Below are 13,778 nucleotides of genomic sequence, written 5' to 3'. Positions count from 1 at the left end.
CCTCAGCGCCAGACGAAGGCCGGGTAGCCGTCGAGATCGCCGCGCAGGTGGCGCGCCAGCATCTGGGCCTGGGCGTGGCCGACGAGGCCGAGTGGCATCATCTCGTCGAGGAAGGGATGGCGCAACTCCTCGCGCTTGCGCTCCTGCCACGCCACCAGCACGCGCTTGCGTGCCTCCTCCATCAACCGCACCCCGCCGGCCTCCTCGACCGTGAAGTCGGCGGCCGTGAGCTGGCGCCGGTTGACGAGGCTGAGTGCGAGACGGTCGGCCAGCACCGGGCGTAACTCCTCCATCAGATCGAGGGCGAGCCCGGCTCGGCCCGGGCGGTCGGCATGCAGGAAGCCGACCTGCGGGTCGAGGCCATGCGTCTCCAGCGCCGAGCGGCAATCGTGGCCAAGCATCGCGTAAAGAAAGGAGAGCAGCGCGTTGATACGGTCGAGCGGTGGACGGCGCGAGCGCCCGTCGAAGGCGAAAGCCTGATCCTCGACTCGGACCAAGTGCGGGAAGGCGGCGACGTAGGCCGAGGCCGCCTCGCCTTCGATGCCGCGCAGGCCATCGACCGTCTCGGCCGCGAGGGTGCGCCGGGCGGCGTCGGTAAGCCGGCGCTCCGCCGCTTCCAGGGCCGCGACCCCGGCAGCACCAATGCGTTCGCCGTGATCGCGCAGGGCCCGGCGCAGCACCGCGCGCTGGTTGGCCGCTTTGGCGGCCACGATGCCGCGCACGATCGGCACGGCGCGGGCCGGATCGTCGGCGACCCGGTGCTGCGCGCGGCGCAGGAGCACGTTGCCGCTGCGCGCGCCCTCCACGCGGGCGAGGAAGCGGCCGTTCGGATCGAGCAGCGAGACGCAGATCCCGCCCTCGGCGCAGGCTGCGAGCAGGGTCGGCGAAGCCCCGGCGCGCCCGAAGGTGACGACGCCCTCGATGAGGTGGAGCGGCACCCGGCCGCGCTCCGCGCCCTCCACCTCGACGACGAGGTTCGCCCCGTCCTTGCGCAGCCACGCCGCCTCGCTGGTGACGTAGATGGTGTTACGCATCCGTCGCATGGTGCGGTCCTCACTCGGCGATCTGCGCGGCGAGCCAGCGGGCGACTTGGGGCGGGCGGGCCAAGCGATCCGGCCGGCACAGGGCTTCGAGCGAGCAGCGGCGGCAAGCGGGCGTCTTCACCGGAAGCGGGGTGATCCCGCTCGCGATGACGGCGCGAGCCTGCGCCGCGACCTGTGCGGTGAGACGGCGCAGATCGGCATCGAACGCGACCGCCTGCCGCCGACGAGTGGTGCCGTAGAACAACGCGCCTTCGGGGACGGCGCCGCCGAACATCTCCTCGAGGCAGATGGCTTGCGCGCAGAGCTGGACCTCGTCGGCCCGGTGAGCCTTCGCCTTGCCGCGCTTGTATTCGACTGGGAAAGGCCGCGCGGGCTTGCCCCTCCCCTCGCTGCGGAACTCCACCGCATCGGCCTTGCCGGCCACGCCCAACGCGAAGGAGCGCAGGGCCAGCCCGCGGGCGACGCGAACGCCCCGCCGCCCCTCGCCCCCGCCGGCATCGACCCGCTCGTGCAGCAGCCGCCCCTCGGCGGTCGCCGCATCCTCCGCCCACAGCCCTTCGACATGGATCAGCGCGTTCTGGCGCGGGCAGAACAGGTGGTGCTGGAGCGCCGAGAGGGGGATGAGGGCGTCTTCGGCCGCGGGGTCAGGGGGCGGCATGGCATAACCCCTATCGCTCGATCACCTCCACGCCTTCCGGCAACCCCTCCCGCTCGACCGTGATCGCGTAATCCGAAAAATCCCGCGCCACCGGCCAGTTGTCGGTCTCGGGCGCGCCGATCGCGTGGCGGGTGCCCTGGTAGGTGCGCCACGTCTTGACCCGCTCGAACAGGGTATGGGCCGGGGCGTTGCCGAGCGCGGAGGCGTGGCGAAAGATCACGAGTTTTCGCGCGGCCATCTCGCCGCGGGCGGCCGAGCGGTCGTGGTCGAACATGTTGGACAGCGCCTCGAACAGGAGGTCGAGGTCGGCCTCCGAGAAGCCGGTGCCCTTTATCGGGTGCGAGGCGAGGGGGGCCGAGACGAAGCCGTGGACGCGGTAGAGGCCGTAAGGCACGATGTGCTTGCGGCCCATGGTGCGCCCGCCCTTGGCCTCGGCATCGGCTTCCGTCGTGGCGGCGAGCCGGGTGATCGCGATCTCCAGCGGCAGCACCGGCTCGACCGAGCGGGCGAAGGCGAGTTGCACCGGCCCGCGCACCTGCCCGGCATTCACCCCCGTGGTCATCACGGCGCCGAAGGTGCGGATGTCCCAGAAGTTGTCGCACATCCAACGGGTCAGGGCGCGGGCCTTGTCGGCCTCCTTCGGCCCCTTCTTGAGATCCTCCGCCTTGGTGATCTCCGGCATCACCGCCGCCCAGGCGCGCTTGTGCTCGACGTTGAGGGTCGCGCCGTCGCGCATGTAGATTTCGTGGCCGGGCGCCTCGGGCCGGGCGAGCGCGACGTAGTTGCGGATCTTGCGCTTGAGGGCGACGTCGGAGACGAGACCCTGGTTGGTCTCGGGATCGAGCCGGGGCAGGTTGCCCGCATCCGGATCGCCGTTCGGATTGCCGTTCGTCACGTCGAAGAACAGCACGAATTCGTGGCGGCGCGCGACGGCCTCAGACATCCCCGTTCTCCCCTTCCGTGCCGGCATCCGCCTCGGCTTCGACCTGGGCCTTCAGGGCGGGCCGACCCGCGAACTGGGCCTCTCGCTGGTGGTAGTAGCCGATGGCGAAGCGCCCCTGCGCCTCAAGCCTCAAGCTGCGCGGCAGGGACGAGGGCAGGTGGGCGACGATCTCGGCGATCTCGCGCTCGATCCAGCCGTCCTTGCCCTCCTTGCGCAGCTTGCCGACATGGCTCTGCGCGCCCCGCAGCAGCAGCGGAAAGACACCCGCGGGCGTGGCCGAGGCGGCGCCGAAATAGCGGTCGCGGATCGTGGCGTTGACGCGGCCGAGCGCGAGGCGCTGGGCCGTCTCCAGAGCCGCAAACAGGCGCCCGAGCTGGTAGGCGGGGTGGGGATCGTCCTTGGCGAGGCTCACCGGGATGTCTCCTGTGCTGAGGGAGCCGCGCGTCAGGCCGGCGCGCAGGGCCGCCGCGTGCCAGCCCGTGGGCCGGTCGCCCGCCCGCAGGCGCGTGACGATGGCCGCGAGCCAGGTCCGGGGATAGGGACCGCCGCCGAGCACGGCGCGGGCGACCTCGCCCGCGAGCAACGGCGGGATGTTCTCGAACTTTTCGCCCAGCGCCGTCGTCTTGACGAGCAGGCGGGCGATGGAGGGGGCGCCGCCCCAATCCTTGGACAGGGGCTCGATCCGCAGGGCCGCATGATGGGCGGCGAGCCGGATCGCGAAGCTCTCGAAGGAATCGTCCAGCCAGTAGCGCACCGACAGCCGGGCCGCGTTCGGCGCCAGCCCGAGCACGTGGAAGCGAGTGCCGGGCACAACGTCCGGGATCGCCTCGGCGACCGGGCGCCCGCGGGCGACCTGATCGAGCCGGTCGCCGATCTTGGCCGCCTCGCCCGCGTCGGAGGGCGGCGGATCGAGCATCGCGGCGAACCAATCCTCGGTTGCGCGGGCCGCGTGCTCCTTCACGGCCTCCGTGATGTCGGCCCAGAACACCACGGTGGCGTCGCCGATGGATCGCGCGAGACGGTTTGGGCTGCCGCGGTCGAGCATCCGGTTGAGCGCCTCGCCGTAGCGGGCGGCGGCCGCCTCGCTCACGGGGGCGTTGTCGCCCTGGACCTTGCCGTTGGAGGTGAAGGCGTCGAGGTTGAACGAGACCAGCGCGGCGCCGGAGGATTGCGCGCCCGCGACCCCCTTGATCGTCGGATGGAGCCGCGCTGCGGAGGCCGTCGTCCCCGTCACGAGACAAGTCGTCCCGATCTGCGCGGATGTCGAGGCCACGGCACCCGCGAGCAGGGTTCGGGCGGCCTCGCGCTCGTGGAGGAAGGCGCGCTCGTCGCCGAGACGGAACACGACGTTGGCGTCGAGTGCCGCGAGCGCATGGGGGAAGCGGTCGAGGTCGGCCGGGTCCCAGGTCTCGATAAAGCGCAGGAGGGCGACGAGACCCGGATCGTTCGTGCCGGCCAGGAGGTCGCGATGCAGCGCCTTGAAGGCCGCATGCTCCTGGCCCGTGCGGCTGCCCGCGCCCGCGGTGCGGCCCAGGGCGTAGGCGGTCTTGTCCCAGAGCCGGTTCGGCAGGATGGCGACGGTGCGCTTCACCGCCGCCGGCACGGCGAGCAGGCGCGGTTGCGCCTTGCGCCCGCTGCGCTCGTGCAGATCGATGATCTCGCTCACTGCGCCGTCAGAGGCGATGCACACGCACAGCCCGATCTTCTCGCGGGACGTGCCCGCCTCCTCGGCCTCGCCGCGGGCGGCCATGCGGTCGTAGTAGCGGTCGAGGGCCTGGAGGATCGTCACGTCACGGTGCCTTCGCCGAGGCAGACACGCACGTCGAGCACGCCGCCGGTCAGCCGCGCCCTGAAGAAGTGCGAGACCCGCTCCGGCCCGGCGATGTCGTGCAGCATGAAGCCGAGGTCGCGCTCGCGCTGGTCGGGCGGCAACCTGCTCTCCGGTGGCGGCGCATCGGGAAGCAGCAGCGCGAAGTCGGCCGGGAATTCGCGGGTGCCGAGGCAGGGGCGGTGGAAGCACTGGCCGGCGGCGGCGCGCCGATTGAACATGCTGAGGTATTTGGCCGGCGTGTCGTCGGGGCCGGCCTTGTCGGTGAGGGCGAAGCGGGCCTCGATGACGTAGGCAACCTCGATCAGAAGCGTGGCGGCGCGCTGCTGCCGGTGCTCTTCGACGACGATCCCGAGCCCGACCGTCGCGCCGGCGCGCATCGCCCGCTCGGCATTGGCAGCGGAGGCCTTGGCGCCGATTTCATTGCGGCGGAAGGACTGGAACCGGATGGGGTTCAGGACGTGGATGCGGTCGACAATCCAACGGATCTGTGGCTTCCACAGCACGGCCTCAAGGATGCCGCGGGCGGCCGACGGCGTCATCACGTCGTAGGAGACGCGCTCGACCTTCAACTCGGGCCGTGTGAAGCAGGCCCGCTCGCCCCAGACGTGCAGCCGAACGCCGTAGCTCATGATACGGATGAGACCGCGATCCTGGAGGTGGAGTTAGGGACACGAAAGCCTTTCACCTCTTGCTGCTGCATGCGAACTGGCCCTCCCATCTGCCTCCCCCCCCGCATCGTCTGCTTGCCCTGTCTTCAATCAACGATAGCGTGGCCGCCGTGATTCTGCGAGCGCATCCGTCGCCGACACGATCTAGAGTGCCGGCATCGGACTATTCGCCATGTCGATCACCTCACCGCCCAGGGCCTCATGGAGCCGGGCCTGCCCTACGAGAGCTCCCTCACCGACGTAGCACCTAATGGGGCGGAGCAGGTCTTCGACGACGTGAAGACGAGCCGACTGTTCGAAATTATCGAGGCGCTGAACCGGAGCGCGGTGGCGTAGGGGCAGACGGCGCGCACGCCCAACACACGCCCCCAAGTTTAGCACCCTGTAGAACGCCGCAGGAACGTCGCTGAGCGCCTTAAAGGGCCGCTCGATAGAGGTTTGGCCCCACACCGAGACGCCTGCCAGCGAGCCTCCCAGCGAATCGCCCGCAGCTAATCGAGGAACGGCGATTTTCTTGTGAAGAGCCGAGCACCGGTCCCTATAGAGAGCGTGACGCTAGCAGCGTCTCCGAAATCACCTCGACAAGGACCTCAACAGATGACCCATTCATCTGAATGCACCCCCGTGCGCGCTTTCGACCTTCTTCAGCAGAGTGCTATCGAGCAGCGGGCAGAGGCTATCCTCGCGGCTTCCCTCTATATGTCTCCGTCGTGCTGGCTCGTCGAGCGCGACTTAGCGCAGATGAAGTGGTTTGACTACCGCTTCCTCTCCCCCGTTCAGGCGACGCTCCACTACGTCGATGAATATCAGCGCGTCTTCCGTCTCAAGTGGAGGCGGCATTTCGACTCCACCGACGCAGGCAAGAAGCGTGGCATTGCTACCGGCGGCCTGTTCCATAGCCGCAAGGAGTTCAGCGAATTCTGGAATGCTCGTGTGCATGCCGACTCTATGGGTGTGCGCTACGATGTCTACATCTCCACCGCGATGGAGACCGCCCTTCGGCGGGCCAAGCAGAAGCGTTTGCTGAGGGCGGGCCAGATGCGCCGGGCCGACTGCATCCAGGCGATCGAGAAGCGGTGGGAGGAGGAACTCGCCGGCAGCCGTTGGCTATCTGAGCTGCCGCACTATCGCGGTGAGAATCATTGCGCGCTGCCCGCTCAGTTCGCCCATCAGGAGCACGTGGCACACGGGGTCCGCAAGCGGTCGAACGGCGCGCTCGCCCTGGGCATGGCGATCGACGAACTGCGCGTTCTGCCGGTCGAGACGGCCGAGGCAGTGCATGGCGCTGAGTTCGTCGCCCGTGCCCGCGAGAGGAGCATGGGTATCGGGAGGCCGGCTCCTGTCGAACTGCTCGAGCCGGAGCAGCTCATCCCCTCTTGCTTTGGGCTGCCCGCGCCGTTCGACGTTGCAGCCGAGCCTTGTAACAAGTGTCCGCTCGCGGACCAGTGCCGGAAGGCGTCGGAGCACGTGCTCGCCGATGTCGTGGAGCATTATGGATCGGCAGATCCCACGCTGCATCATCGCCGGGAGCTTGGGCGTGAGCGCGTGCGCCGCCACCGCGAGAAGAAGCGCTTGACGGAGGCTGCAGCGAGTGATCCGGTAGCCGGAGCCATTGCCAAGGCCGCATAGGCGCAAAGAGCCGGGGATCTCGCCGAGGCCTTCAGACCCCGTAGAACGCAGTCCGTCGGACTCCTCCCGCCGATGTAACGCTCTCTAAATGTATTATGCTTCTCAAAGGTATTTATATTTATAGAGCGCGTTACAAACCCCAGGCTCCGGGATGAGGATGAGTCCCGGAACATGAAGAAGCGCTCCGAGAAGAAGCTCCGGATCCCTGAAGGCTGCTCGCAAAAGAACCGCCCCGGCTCTCCAAAAAGTCACGAGGTTGTATGAACTTGACAGCGGTCGAGGTGAGGCCGCTGGACTTGGGCCCGGAGCTTAGGCACCTCACGATCGCCGGGGTTCAGGGGCACTCACTTTGGGTCCAATGGCCGCTGGCCGAGACCAGTCCCGCTCGCCAAGGGTTGAAGCGAGGCGTTCGTGGGCACAGATGGTATGGGGCAGGTGCACCGCGAGTCCTTCTAAGACTTCGCTCTCAGCGTGCGTCCAGCTTAACGGAGGCGCTCGGCGAGATCAGCGGCCCGAAGGTGGGTGTAACGCTGCAGCATGCGCAACTCGCGGTGACCCGAGATCGACGCGACTTCGACGACGTTGAACCCCTTCTCGAACAGTCGGGACACCGCCTCGTGCCGCAGGTCGTGCAGGTGCAGGTCCTCGAGCCCCACGCGTCGCCTCAGGCGCTCCCAGGCGAGCCTGACGGCGTTTGGGGCAGCACTGAACACTTTCACGCTCTCGCCCGTCCTGAGCCTCGTGAGCGTCTCGACAGCTCGCGTCGATAGCGGCACGTCGCGGCTCGATCCGTTCTTCGTGAGCGGCAGGTGGGCGACGCGTCGATCCAGGTCCACGTGCTCCCAGGTCAAGCTCAACAGCTCGCCGCGCCGCATGCCGGTCTCGACGGCGAGCTCGATCAAGGGACGCAGATACGGCACTCGGCCCTTATCAGCAGCCGCGAGCAGTCGCTGCTCCTCGTCGCCTTCCAGACGCCGCGTGCGTCCCTTTGGCGGTGAAGGCCTACGGACGAGCTTGCAAGGGTTCTGGGCGAGGTGAATGTTCCACTCCCGGCGCGCAGTGTCGACTGCATGCGAGATCGTATTCAACTCGCGGATGATCGTTGCTGGCGCGACGATCTTGAGTCGCTCATCGCGATAGGCGGCGAGGTCTGCGGTCGAGAGCCGAGTCAACGTCCGGTGACAGAGAGGGCGTCGCAGGATGGCGTTGATGCGCGCGATCTCAGTGACCGAGCTGCGCTTCGTCGGCGAGACGATGTCGCGGTAGCGGGTGAGGATCTGAGCGAGAGTTGTGTTCTCGGCGGGACGCGTGTCTGGCAGTTCGCCGGTTCGATCGAGTTCCGCCTCCAGGCTGCGCGCCCAACGCTCGGCATCGACCTTGCTGTCGAAACTCTTCGAGCGAGGCGCCATGCCTCGCCGGCGAACAGCTGCCTGCCAGCGGCCTCTGAGCTTCCGGATCGTCGCCATCGTCGTGGTGTCCTCGTGCGAGCGCTGCACTGAAGGACGCCGCGAGCGCGCCGCCAAGGAGAATTCCGGATTTTGGGAGGGCAACACGGGTTTGGCGCACGGCAGCCACGTTCCCGTGCTTCCGTCCGACCCGCATGCTGTGGATGGATATCGCGGGCTTCATTGTGGAGGTGCCCGCACGATCTGATTTCCTCTCATCAATGGGAGAAACTTCGTGCTGACGCTCTGCCTTCGTAGAGCCACAACTCATAACTGTAAGCATATTCGTTGTCTTTGCGCGTTCTCAATGATGCTCAGCGCGTATGCCGACACTGTGTAAGCGAATCCCGCGACTTTGTCCTTCGCGAGCGCTTTCGCTTGGAGCGAGGGACAGGAACCGGACGCCAGTAGGACGTCTACTAGACACTAGGCGGACAAATCGACTTGGGGAGGGATCGTTCGTATTGGACAGGCGCCGGACGACCGGCGGACATCTTGTCCGGGCTGTGTCCTATGACCTGTAGGCCTGCCGGAGCCAGATGGAGCGGTTGAGGATGGTATCGGCGTTCTCGATGCCATGCGTGATGACCGGGATGGCATAGAGGCTGCAGTGACGTGCTCTCGGCTTCTCGTCGTCGAGGTGCCGGAGCGCGATCTTGACGGCGTGGTCGATCAGGCCTGGGCTTCCCGTGCTCACCATCGCGCGGAGCCGGGCCGGGTGCATGGCCTAGTAGTCGCCGTAGATCCAGGACGACTTGTCGTCGTAGCGGACGTTGGAGACCTTTTCCGTGTAGAAGCAGGCGCTCGAGGGCCGGCCCTTCACCTCGACGCACTCGAAGGCGATCCAGCGCTTGCGGACGATGACCGTGGCGCCTTTGGGGAGCTTGGTGCAGGCCATGCCGACGCTTTCGGCCTCCGCGTTGTCCTGGCGCCGCAGGAAGCCGTCTACGGCGACCTGGTTGTGGCCGGTCGACTCGTAGAGCTGTTGCATGTCGGCCAGGTTCTGGCAGGCATATTGGTCCCGCTTGAGCGTGTAGGGGCCGGGCTTCTCGACAGAAGGGGCCGCGGATGCGCAGAGCGGGCTCAGGACGGCGATGAGGGCGAGGAGAGCGGTCTTCATGCCCAAAATCTAACAAGGAGTGCCTGAGCCGTCTGTGGCGGCACTGCGGCAGCTCCTAACATATCGAGCTGTCAGACCAATTTTGTATTCTTAACAATCTCCCTTAGCAGGTGCCCATGACCGACGGCGTTTTCATCGTCCGCAACGACAACGCGCTCGTCGAGATGCGGTCGAGCCCCTTCGAAAGCGAAGACCTGCTTCAGCAGCTCCTCGCGACCCATCCGAGCCTGATTGCCGGAGATGCCGTCGATCCGACGAACCCGCGCCGTTGGCTTCTGATCGCGCGCGAGCAGGCTGTGCCGGGGGAGGAAGGTGGGGCCGGGCGTTGGTCGCTCGACCACCTCTTCGTCGATCAGGACGGCGTGCCGACGCTCGTCGAGGTCAAGCGCGCGAGCGACACGAGGGGGCGCCGCGAGGTCGTCGCCCAGATGCTCGACTATGCAGCCAACGGCGTCGTCTACTGGCCGGTCGAGGTGATCCGGCAGCAGTTCGAGCGGACCTGTGTGGCGAGCGAGCGCGATGCCGACGAGGCGCTGCGCGAGCACCTCGGGCGCATCGACGCTGATCTGGACGAGTTCTGGCGGAAGGTCGACGTGAACCTTCGGGCGGGCCGCATTCGCATGGTGTTCGTCGCGGACGTGATCTACCCGGAACTCAAGCGGATCGTCGAGTTCCTGAACGCCCAGATGAGTCCGGCTGAGGTCATCGCCCTCGAGATCAAGCACTACACCGGACAAGGCCTGCGGACGTTGGTCCCCCGGCTCATCGGACGCACGGCGGAAGCCGAGCGACGCAAGGGCGTCTCGGGCTCGTCCACGGCCAACTCCCGCCCGCAGCTCACGGAGGAGGAATGGTTCTCCTGGTTCGCTGAGCAGCGCGGGCCAGTCGAGGCGGCGATCGCCCGTGAAATCCGCGACTGGTGGGTCGCCCGCGGCGGACGATACGAGGTCACGTCCGCGCAGAAGCCGTCGATGATCGTCAAGTTCGTCCACGGGGGCGGCCATTGCTGGCCCTCAATCATGCGGACGAACGGCCGGGTGACGACGGCCTTGTGCTACATCAGGAAAAGCCCACCCTTCGACGATGTCGAGGCGCGTCGCGACGTGCTCAGGTCAATCGAGCAGGCCTTCGGGCAGCGCTACGGGGAGCGTGCGGTGGATGGCGAGCCCTACGTGCCGCTTTCACTGCTTCAGGAGCCGACTGCTCGGGAGCAGTTGTTCGCTATCTGGCAGTCGATGATTGACCTGATTCGAGCGGGAGCCTGACCTTTGGAGCAGTTCACCCGCGTCGATGCGATAGAATCCTCTACGCCGCGGCTTGGGCCAGCTTGGCGACGAAGGCGAGCGCGTCCCGGGCCGGAAGCGGCCGGCTGAAGTAGAAGCCTTGCACCTCACTGCAGCCCTCCTGGCGCACGCGGGCGAGCTGCTCGTCCGTCTCGACCCCCTCGGCCGTGATCGACGCGCCGAGTTGCGTGCCGATGCCGACGATCGCCCGCACGATCGCCGCCGCATCCGGGTCGGCGATGTCGCGGATGAAGGAGCGGTCGATCTTGATCTTGTCGAAGGGGAAGCGGCGCAGGTAGCTCAGCGACGAGTATCCCGTGCCGAAATCGTCCATGGCGATCCGGACACCGAGTGCCCGCAGGCGGTGCAGACAGGCGATCACCGCCTCGGCGTCCGCGACCAGGACGCTCTCGGTGATCTCGAGTTCCAGCCGCTGCGGTGCGAGGCCGGAGGCCGCGAGCGCGCCCATGACGGCCTGCTCGAAGCCGGGCTTCTGGAACTGGATGGCCGACACGTTGACCGCCACGCGCAGATCGCCTGGCCAGCCCGCCGCCTCTCGGCAGGCTTCCCGGAGGATCCAGGCGCCGAGCGGCACGATCAGGCCGGTGTCCTCGGCGAGCGGGATGAAGTCGGCCGGCGAGACCATGCCCCGGACGGGATGCTGCCAGCGGATCAGCGCTTCGAAGCCGCTGGGCCTGTCGGCCGCGAGGTTCATGATCGGCTGGTAGTGCAGGACGAACCCGCCCTCGCGCACGGCGTTGCTCAGGTCGCGTTCGAGCGCGCTGCGATCGGCGACGATCTCGTCCATTCCGGGTTCGTAGAAGCTCAGCGTGTTCCGTCCCGCGGCCTTGGCCCGGTAGAGCGCGATGTCGGCGTTCTTGAACAGGGCGTCGGCATCCTCGGTCTCCACCGTCCCCATCGCGATGCCGATGCTGATGCCGATGCAGGCGGTGTTGCCGTCGAGATCGATCGGCAGGCCCACGAACTCGATGATGCGCTCCGCGGCGGCACTCACGACCTGCGGCTCCTCGAGCCAGGACAGGATGATCGCGAACTCGTCGCCGCCGAGCCGCGCGACGGTGTCGACATTGCGGGCCACCGAGATCAGCCGATCGGCGACGATGCGCAGGAGTTGATCACCTGCCGGATGGCCAAGCGTGTCGTTGACCGCCTTGAACCGATCGAGGTCGCAGGCAAGCACCGCGAAGCTGCCGCCGTAGCGCCGCGCGTTGGCGAGTTCTTGGTTGAGCCGGTCCCGGAACACCAGGCGGTTGGGTAGGCCGGTTAGGGCGTCGTGCAGGGCCATGTGAGTGATTTGTTGCTCGGCCTCCTTGCGGGCTGAGATGTCGCGTAGCGAGGCGACCCAGCCACTCGGTCCGCCGGTCGCGCCCTCCTTCGTCCGGCTGAAGGAGATTTCGACCCAGACGTAGCTGCCGTCCTTGCGCCGGTAGCGCTTCTGGCAGGTCGTCTGCTCGACGCGGCCGTGCCTGAGGTCGCTCAGGACGGCCCGGAAGTCGTCCGCCTCGTCCGGATGCACGGAGTCGAGTGGGCGGGTGCCCACGAGTTCCCCCGGTTCGTAGCCGAGCAGCCCCTTGGCAGCGGGCGAGACATATTCCCGCGTGCCGTCGAGATGGCACCAGATGATGACGTCGGTGGTGTTCTCGGCGAGCAGCCGGAAGCGCTGCTCGCTCACACTGAGCGCTTGGTTGGCCCGGCGCATCCGGTCGGCGAATAGGGCGAGCACCGCAAAGCCGAGCACGGTGAGCATGACCGCGGCGACGCCGAAGGCGAGCGCGAGGCGCGGGAGACCCGGTTCTGGGCTCGGGTGATTCAACCCCGGGATCACCTCGACCGCCGCCATGGCGGTGAAGTGCAATCCGGCGATCGCGACCGAAAGGAGCGTGGCGGCGATGGCGTTCGAATGCCTCACCCGCGGGTTCGCGAACACGGCAAAGGCCGTGGCAGCGATGCCGGTGCCGATCAGGAGGGAGGCGACAACGAGAGGCCCGGTCCAGGCAAGGGCACCGGGAACCTCAACCCCTGCCATCCCGGAAAAGTGCATGGCCCCGACACCGAGGCCGAAGCAGAGACCCGCAACCGCCCCGTGCGCCGGGCTCGTGGCCTGCCTCAAGAGAACGAACGTGCCTGCCGCCGTCACGACGGCTACACTCAGCGAGGCGAGCGTGAGATGCGGATCGTAGCCGATCACGACGCCCGGATCGTAGCCGAGCATGCCGATGAAGTGCGTGCTCCAAACTCCGGCGCCGGCCGAGAAGCCGGCCGCCACGAGCCACAGCCAGCGACCGGCGTCGCGTCCCTCGCGCGATTGTCGGACAAGGCGCAGGGCGGTGTGGACCGACACCCAGCAGACGAGCGCCGCGAGCGGCACCACCCAGCCGGTATGCTGCTCCGTCAGGCAAGAGACAGTGCGGAACATGACCGTGTGTTCGCATCAAAGACTGACACCCTTCGGCGCTAAGGCTTAACGGAATCAGCCTATCGGAAGCGCAAAAGTGAAATCCAAAATTCCACCGTAAGCGCCCCGGAAGTGATGCTGCGTGATGGCAGCACTGTGCTTCGGAAGCAGGATTTGTAATCGATGACACCGAGCGGCATCTTCTTCCCTCCACACGAAGCGCCGTCATAAGACTGTCGCCGCCGGCAGCTCTCGCGCTTGTCTACGCCGGCAATTGAGGGCAAATCCCCAATAAGCACGATTGTTTTGTAACCTAGATCCTCGTTTTACCATCAGATACTGAAAGTAATCCATTGAACTATCTCAGAAGCGAGGGCGGGCTGGCGTCATACGGCTGATCAAGCAGGTTCATCCCACGGCAGAGATTTCATTGTGTGCACTTGCACCTCGGTGTCATTGGGCTGCCAAGAAGAGGCAACGGATTGCTCGCGATTCTGTTGGCGACGCAACAGTCTCAGCAGAGGGAATGTGCATGTCCGTATCTCGCCGCCGTGAGCAACGATTGCTCGACACCAACGAAGCGGAACTGGTCGCCCGCTCGCATCGGCCGGACCTTTCCGCCGCGAATGATGCACAGATTTCTGATTTGATGAGGCGCCTTCGTGGGTCGTGTCCCGTGACGTGGTGTATGAGCGCTGGTCCTCGGCAGGGTCCGAAGGTGATCAGGCTGCCACGGCCGACA

Annotated in this window: 11 protein-coding genes; 2 read left to right on the top strand and 9 right to left on the bottom strand. The window is 67.0% G+C overall.

What is annotated here, in order from left to right:
* Window positions 1–2 precede the first annotated feature (2 nt).
* The 5 genes from cas1c to cas5c are packed head-to-tail and all read right to left on the bottom strand — an operon-like array spanning window position 3 to window position 5,104.
* The gene (cas1c, locus tag LW587_RS00055; protein ID WP_232627639.1) at window positions 3–1,043 is read right to left on the bottom strand and encodes a type I-C CRISPR-associated endonuclease Cas1c; all 1,041 of its coding nucleotides are present in this window, start codon (window positions 1,041–1,043) and stop codon (window positions 3–5) included.
* 10 nt (window positions 1,044–1,053) lie between these two features.
* Window positions 1,054–1,701, bottom strand: coding sequence for a CRISPR-associated protein Cas4 (cas4, locus tag LW587_RS00050; protein WP_232627638.1), 648 nt, complete (start codon window positions 1,699–1,701; stop codon window positions 1,054–1,056).
* Window positions 1,702–1,711: 10 nt separating this feature from the next.
* Window positions 1,712–2,644 carry a type I-C CRISPR-associated protein Cas7/Csd2 gene (cas7c, locus tag LW587_RS00045; protein ID WP_232627637.1) on the bottom strand — a complete coding sequence of 311 codons (933 nt, stop codon included), beginning with the start codon at window positions 2,642–2,644 and terminating at the stop codon, window positions 1,712–1,714.
* Window positions 2,637–4,433 carry a type I-C CRISPR-associated protein Cas8c/Csd1 gene (cas8c, locus tag LW587_RS00040; protein WP_232627636.1) on the bottom strand — a complete coding sequence of 599 codons (1,797 nt, stop codon included), beginning with the start codon at window positions 4,431–4,433 and terminating at the stop codon, window positions 2,637–2,639. The genes cas7c and cas8c overlap by 8 nt, the downstream gene beginning before the upstream one ends.
* On the bottom strand, window positions 4,430–5,104 hold the full coding sequence (cas5c, locus tag LW587_RS00035; protein ID WP_232627635.1) for a type I-C CRISPR-associated protein Cas5c: 675 nt from the start codon (window positions 5,102–5,104) through the stop codon (window positions 4,430–4,432). Before cas5c ends, cas8c begins: the two co-directional genes overlap by 4 nt.
* A gap of 663 nt (window positions 5,105–5,767) precedes the next feature.
* Between cas5c and LW587_RS00030 the strand changes: the two genes are divergently transcribed.
* On the top strand, window positions 5,768–6,772 hold the full coding sequence (locus LW587_RS00030; protein WP_232627634.1) for a hypothetical protein: 1,005 nt from the start codon (window positions 5,768–5,770) through the stop codon (window positions 6,770–6,772).
* A gap of 482 nt (window positions 6,773–7,254) precedes the next feature.
* On the opposite strand, the gene LW587_RS00025 is transcribed toward LW587_RS00030, so the two are convergent.
* From LW587_RS00025 to LW587_RS00015, 3 genes are all read right to left on the bottom strand, one after another.
* Entirely contained in the window at window positions 7,255–8,238 is a 984-nt protein-coding gene (locus LW587_RS00025; protein ID WP_232627633.1) for an integrase, read from the bottom strand.
* 490 nt (window positions 8,239–8,728) lie between these two features.
* On the bottom strand, window positions 8,729–8,917 hold the full coding sequence (locus tag LW587_RS00020) for a hypothetical protein (protein WP_232627632.1): 189 nt from the start codon (window positions 8,915–8,917) through the stop codon (window positions 8,729–8,731).
* A 27-nt stretch (window positions 8,918–8,944) separates the two neighbouring features.
* Window positions 8,945–9,337: a hypothetical protein gene (locus LW587_RS00015; RefSeq protein WP_232627631.1), complete on the bottom strand. Its 393-nt coding sequence runs from the start codon at window positions 9,335–9,337 to the stop codon at window positions 8,945–8,947.
* Between the two features lie 116 nt (window positions 9,338–9,453).
* Between LW587_RS00015 and LW587_RS00010 the strand changes: the two genes are divergently transcribed.
* A complete protein-coding gene (locus LW587_RS00010) occupies window positions 9,454–10,602 on the top strand; it encodes a hypothetical protein (protein WP_232627630.1) in 1,149 nt (382 codons plus the stop codon).
* 40 nt (window positions 10,603–10,642) lie between these two features.
* Here LW587_RS00010 and LW587_RS00005 read toward each other — a convergent pair whose 3' ends face one another.
* Window positions 10,643–13,057 (bottom strand): EAL domain-containing protein, encoded by a 2,415-nt coding sequence (locus LW587_RS00005; protein ID WP_232627629.1) that lies wholly within the window; start codon window positions 13,055–13,057, stop codon window positions 10,643–10,645.
* Between the last annotated feature and the right edge of the window lie 721 nt (window positions 13,058–13,778).

This window comes from Methylobacterium sp. Leaf118 (assembly GCF_920984675.1).
Classification (GTDB): domain Bacteria; phylum Pseudomonadota; class Alphaproteobacteria; order Rhizobiales; family Beijerinckiaceae; genus Methylobacterium.
This window is presented reverse-complemented; position numbering and strand designations above follow the sequence as displayed.

Coding starts and splice junctions, on each gene's coding strand:
- LW587_RS00010 (WP_232627630.1), top strand. CDS start 9,454: ATGACCGACGGCGTTTTCATCGTCCGCAACGACAACGCGCTCGTCGAG.
- cas7c (WP_232627637.1), bottom strand. CDS start 2,644: ATGTCTGAGGCCGTCGCGCGCCGCCACGAATTCGTGCTGTTCTTCGAC.
- LW587_RS00015 (WP_232627631.1), bottom strand. CDS start 9,337: ATGAAGACCGCTCTCCTCGCCCTCATCGCCGTCCTGAGCCCGCTCTGC.
- LW587_RS00005 (WP_232627629.1), bottom strand. CDS start 13,057: ATGTTCCGCACTGTCTCTTGCCTGACGGAGCAGCATACCGGCTGGGTG.
- LW587_RS00025 (WP_232627633.1), bottom strand. CDS start 8,238: ATGGCGACGATCCGGAAGCTCAGAGGCCGCTGGCAGGCAGCTGTTCGC.
- LW587_RS00020 (WP_232627632.1), bottom strand. CDS start 8,917: ATGGTGAGCACGGGAAGCCCAGGCCTGATCGACCACGCCGTCAAGATC.
- cas4 (WP_232627638.1), bottom strand. CDS start 1,701: ATGCCGCCCCCTGACCCCGCGGCCGAAGACGCCCTCATCCCCCTCTCG.
- cas1c (WP_232627639.1), bottom strand. CDS start 1,043: ATGCGACGGATGCGTAACACCATCTACGTCACCAGCGAGGCGGCGTGG.
- cas5c (WP_232627635.1), bottom strand. CDS start 5,104: ATGAGCTACGGCGTTCGGCTGCACGTCTGGGGCGAGCGGGCCTGCTTC.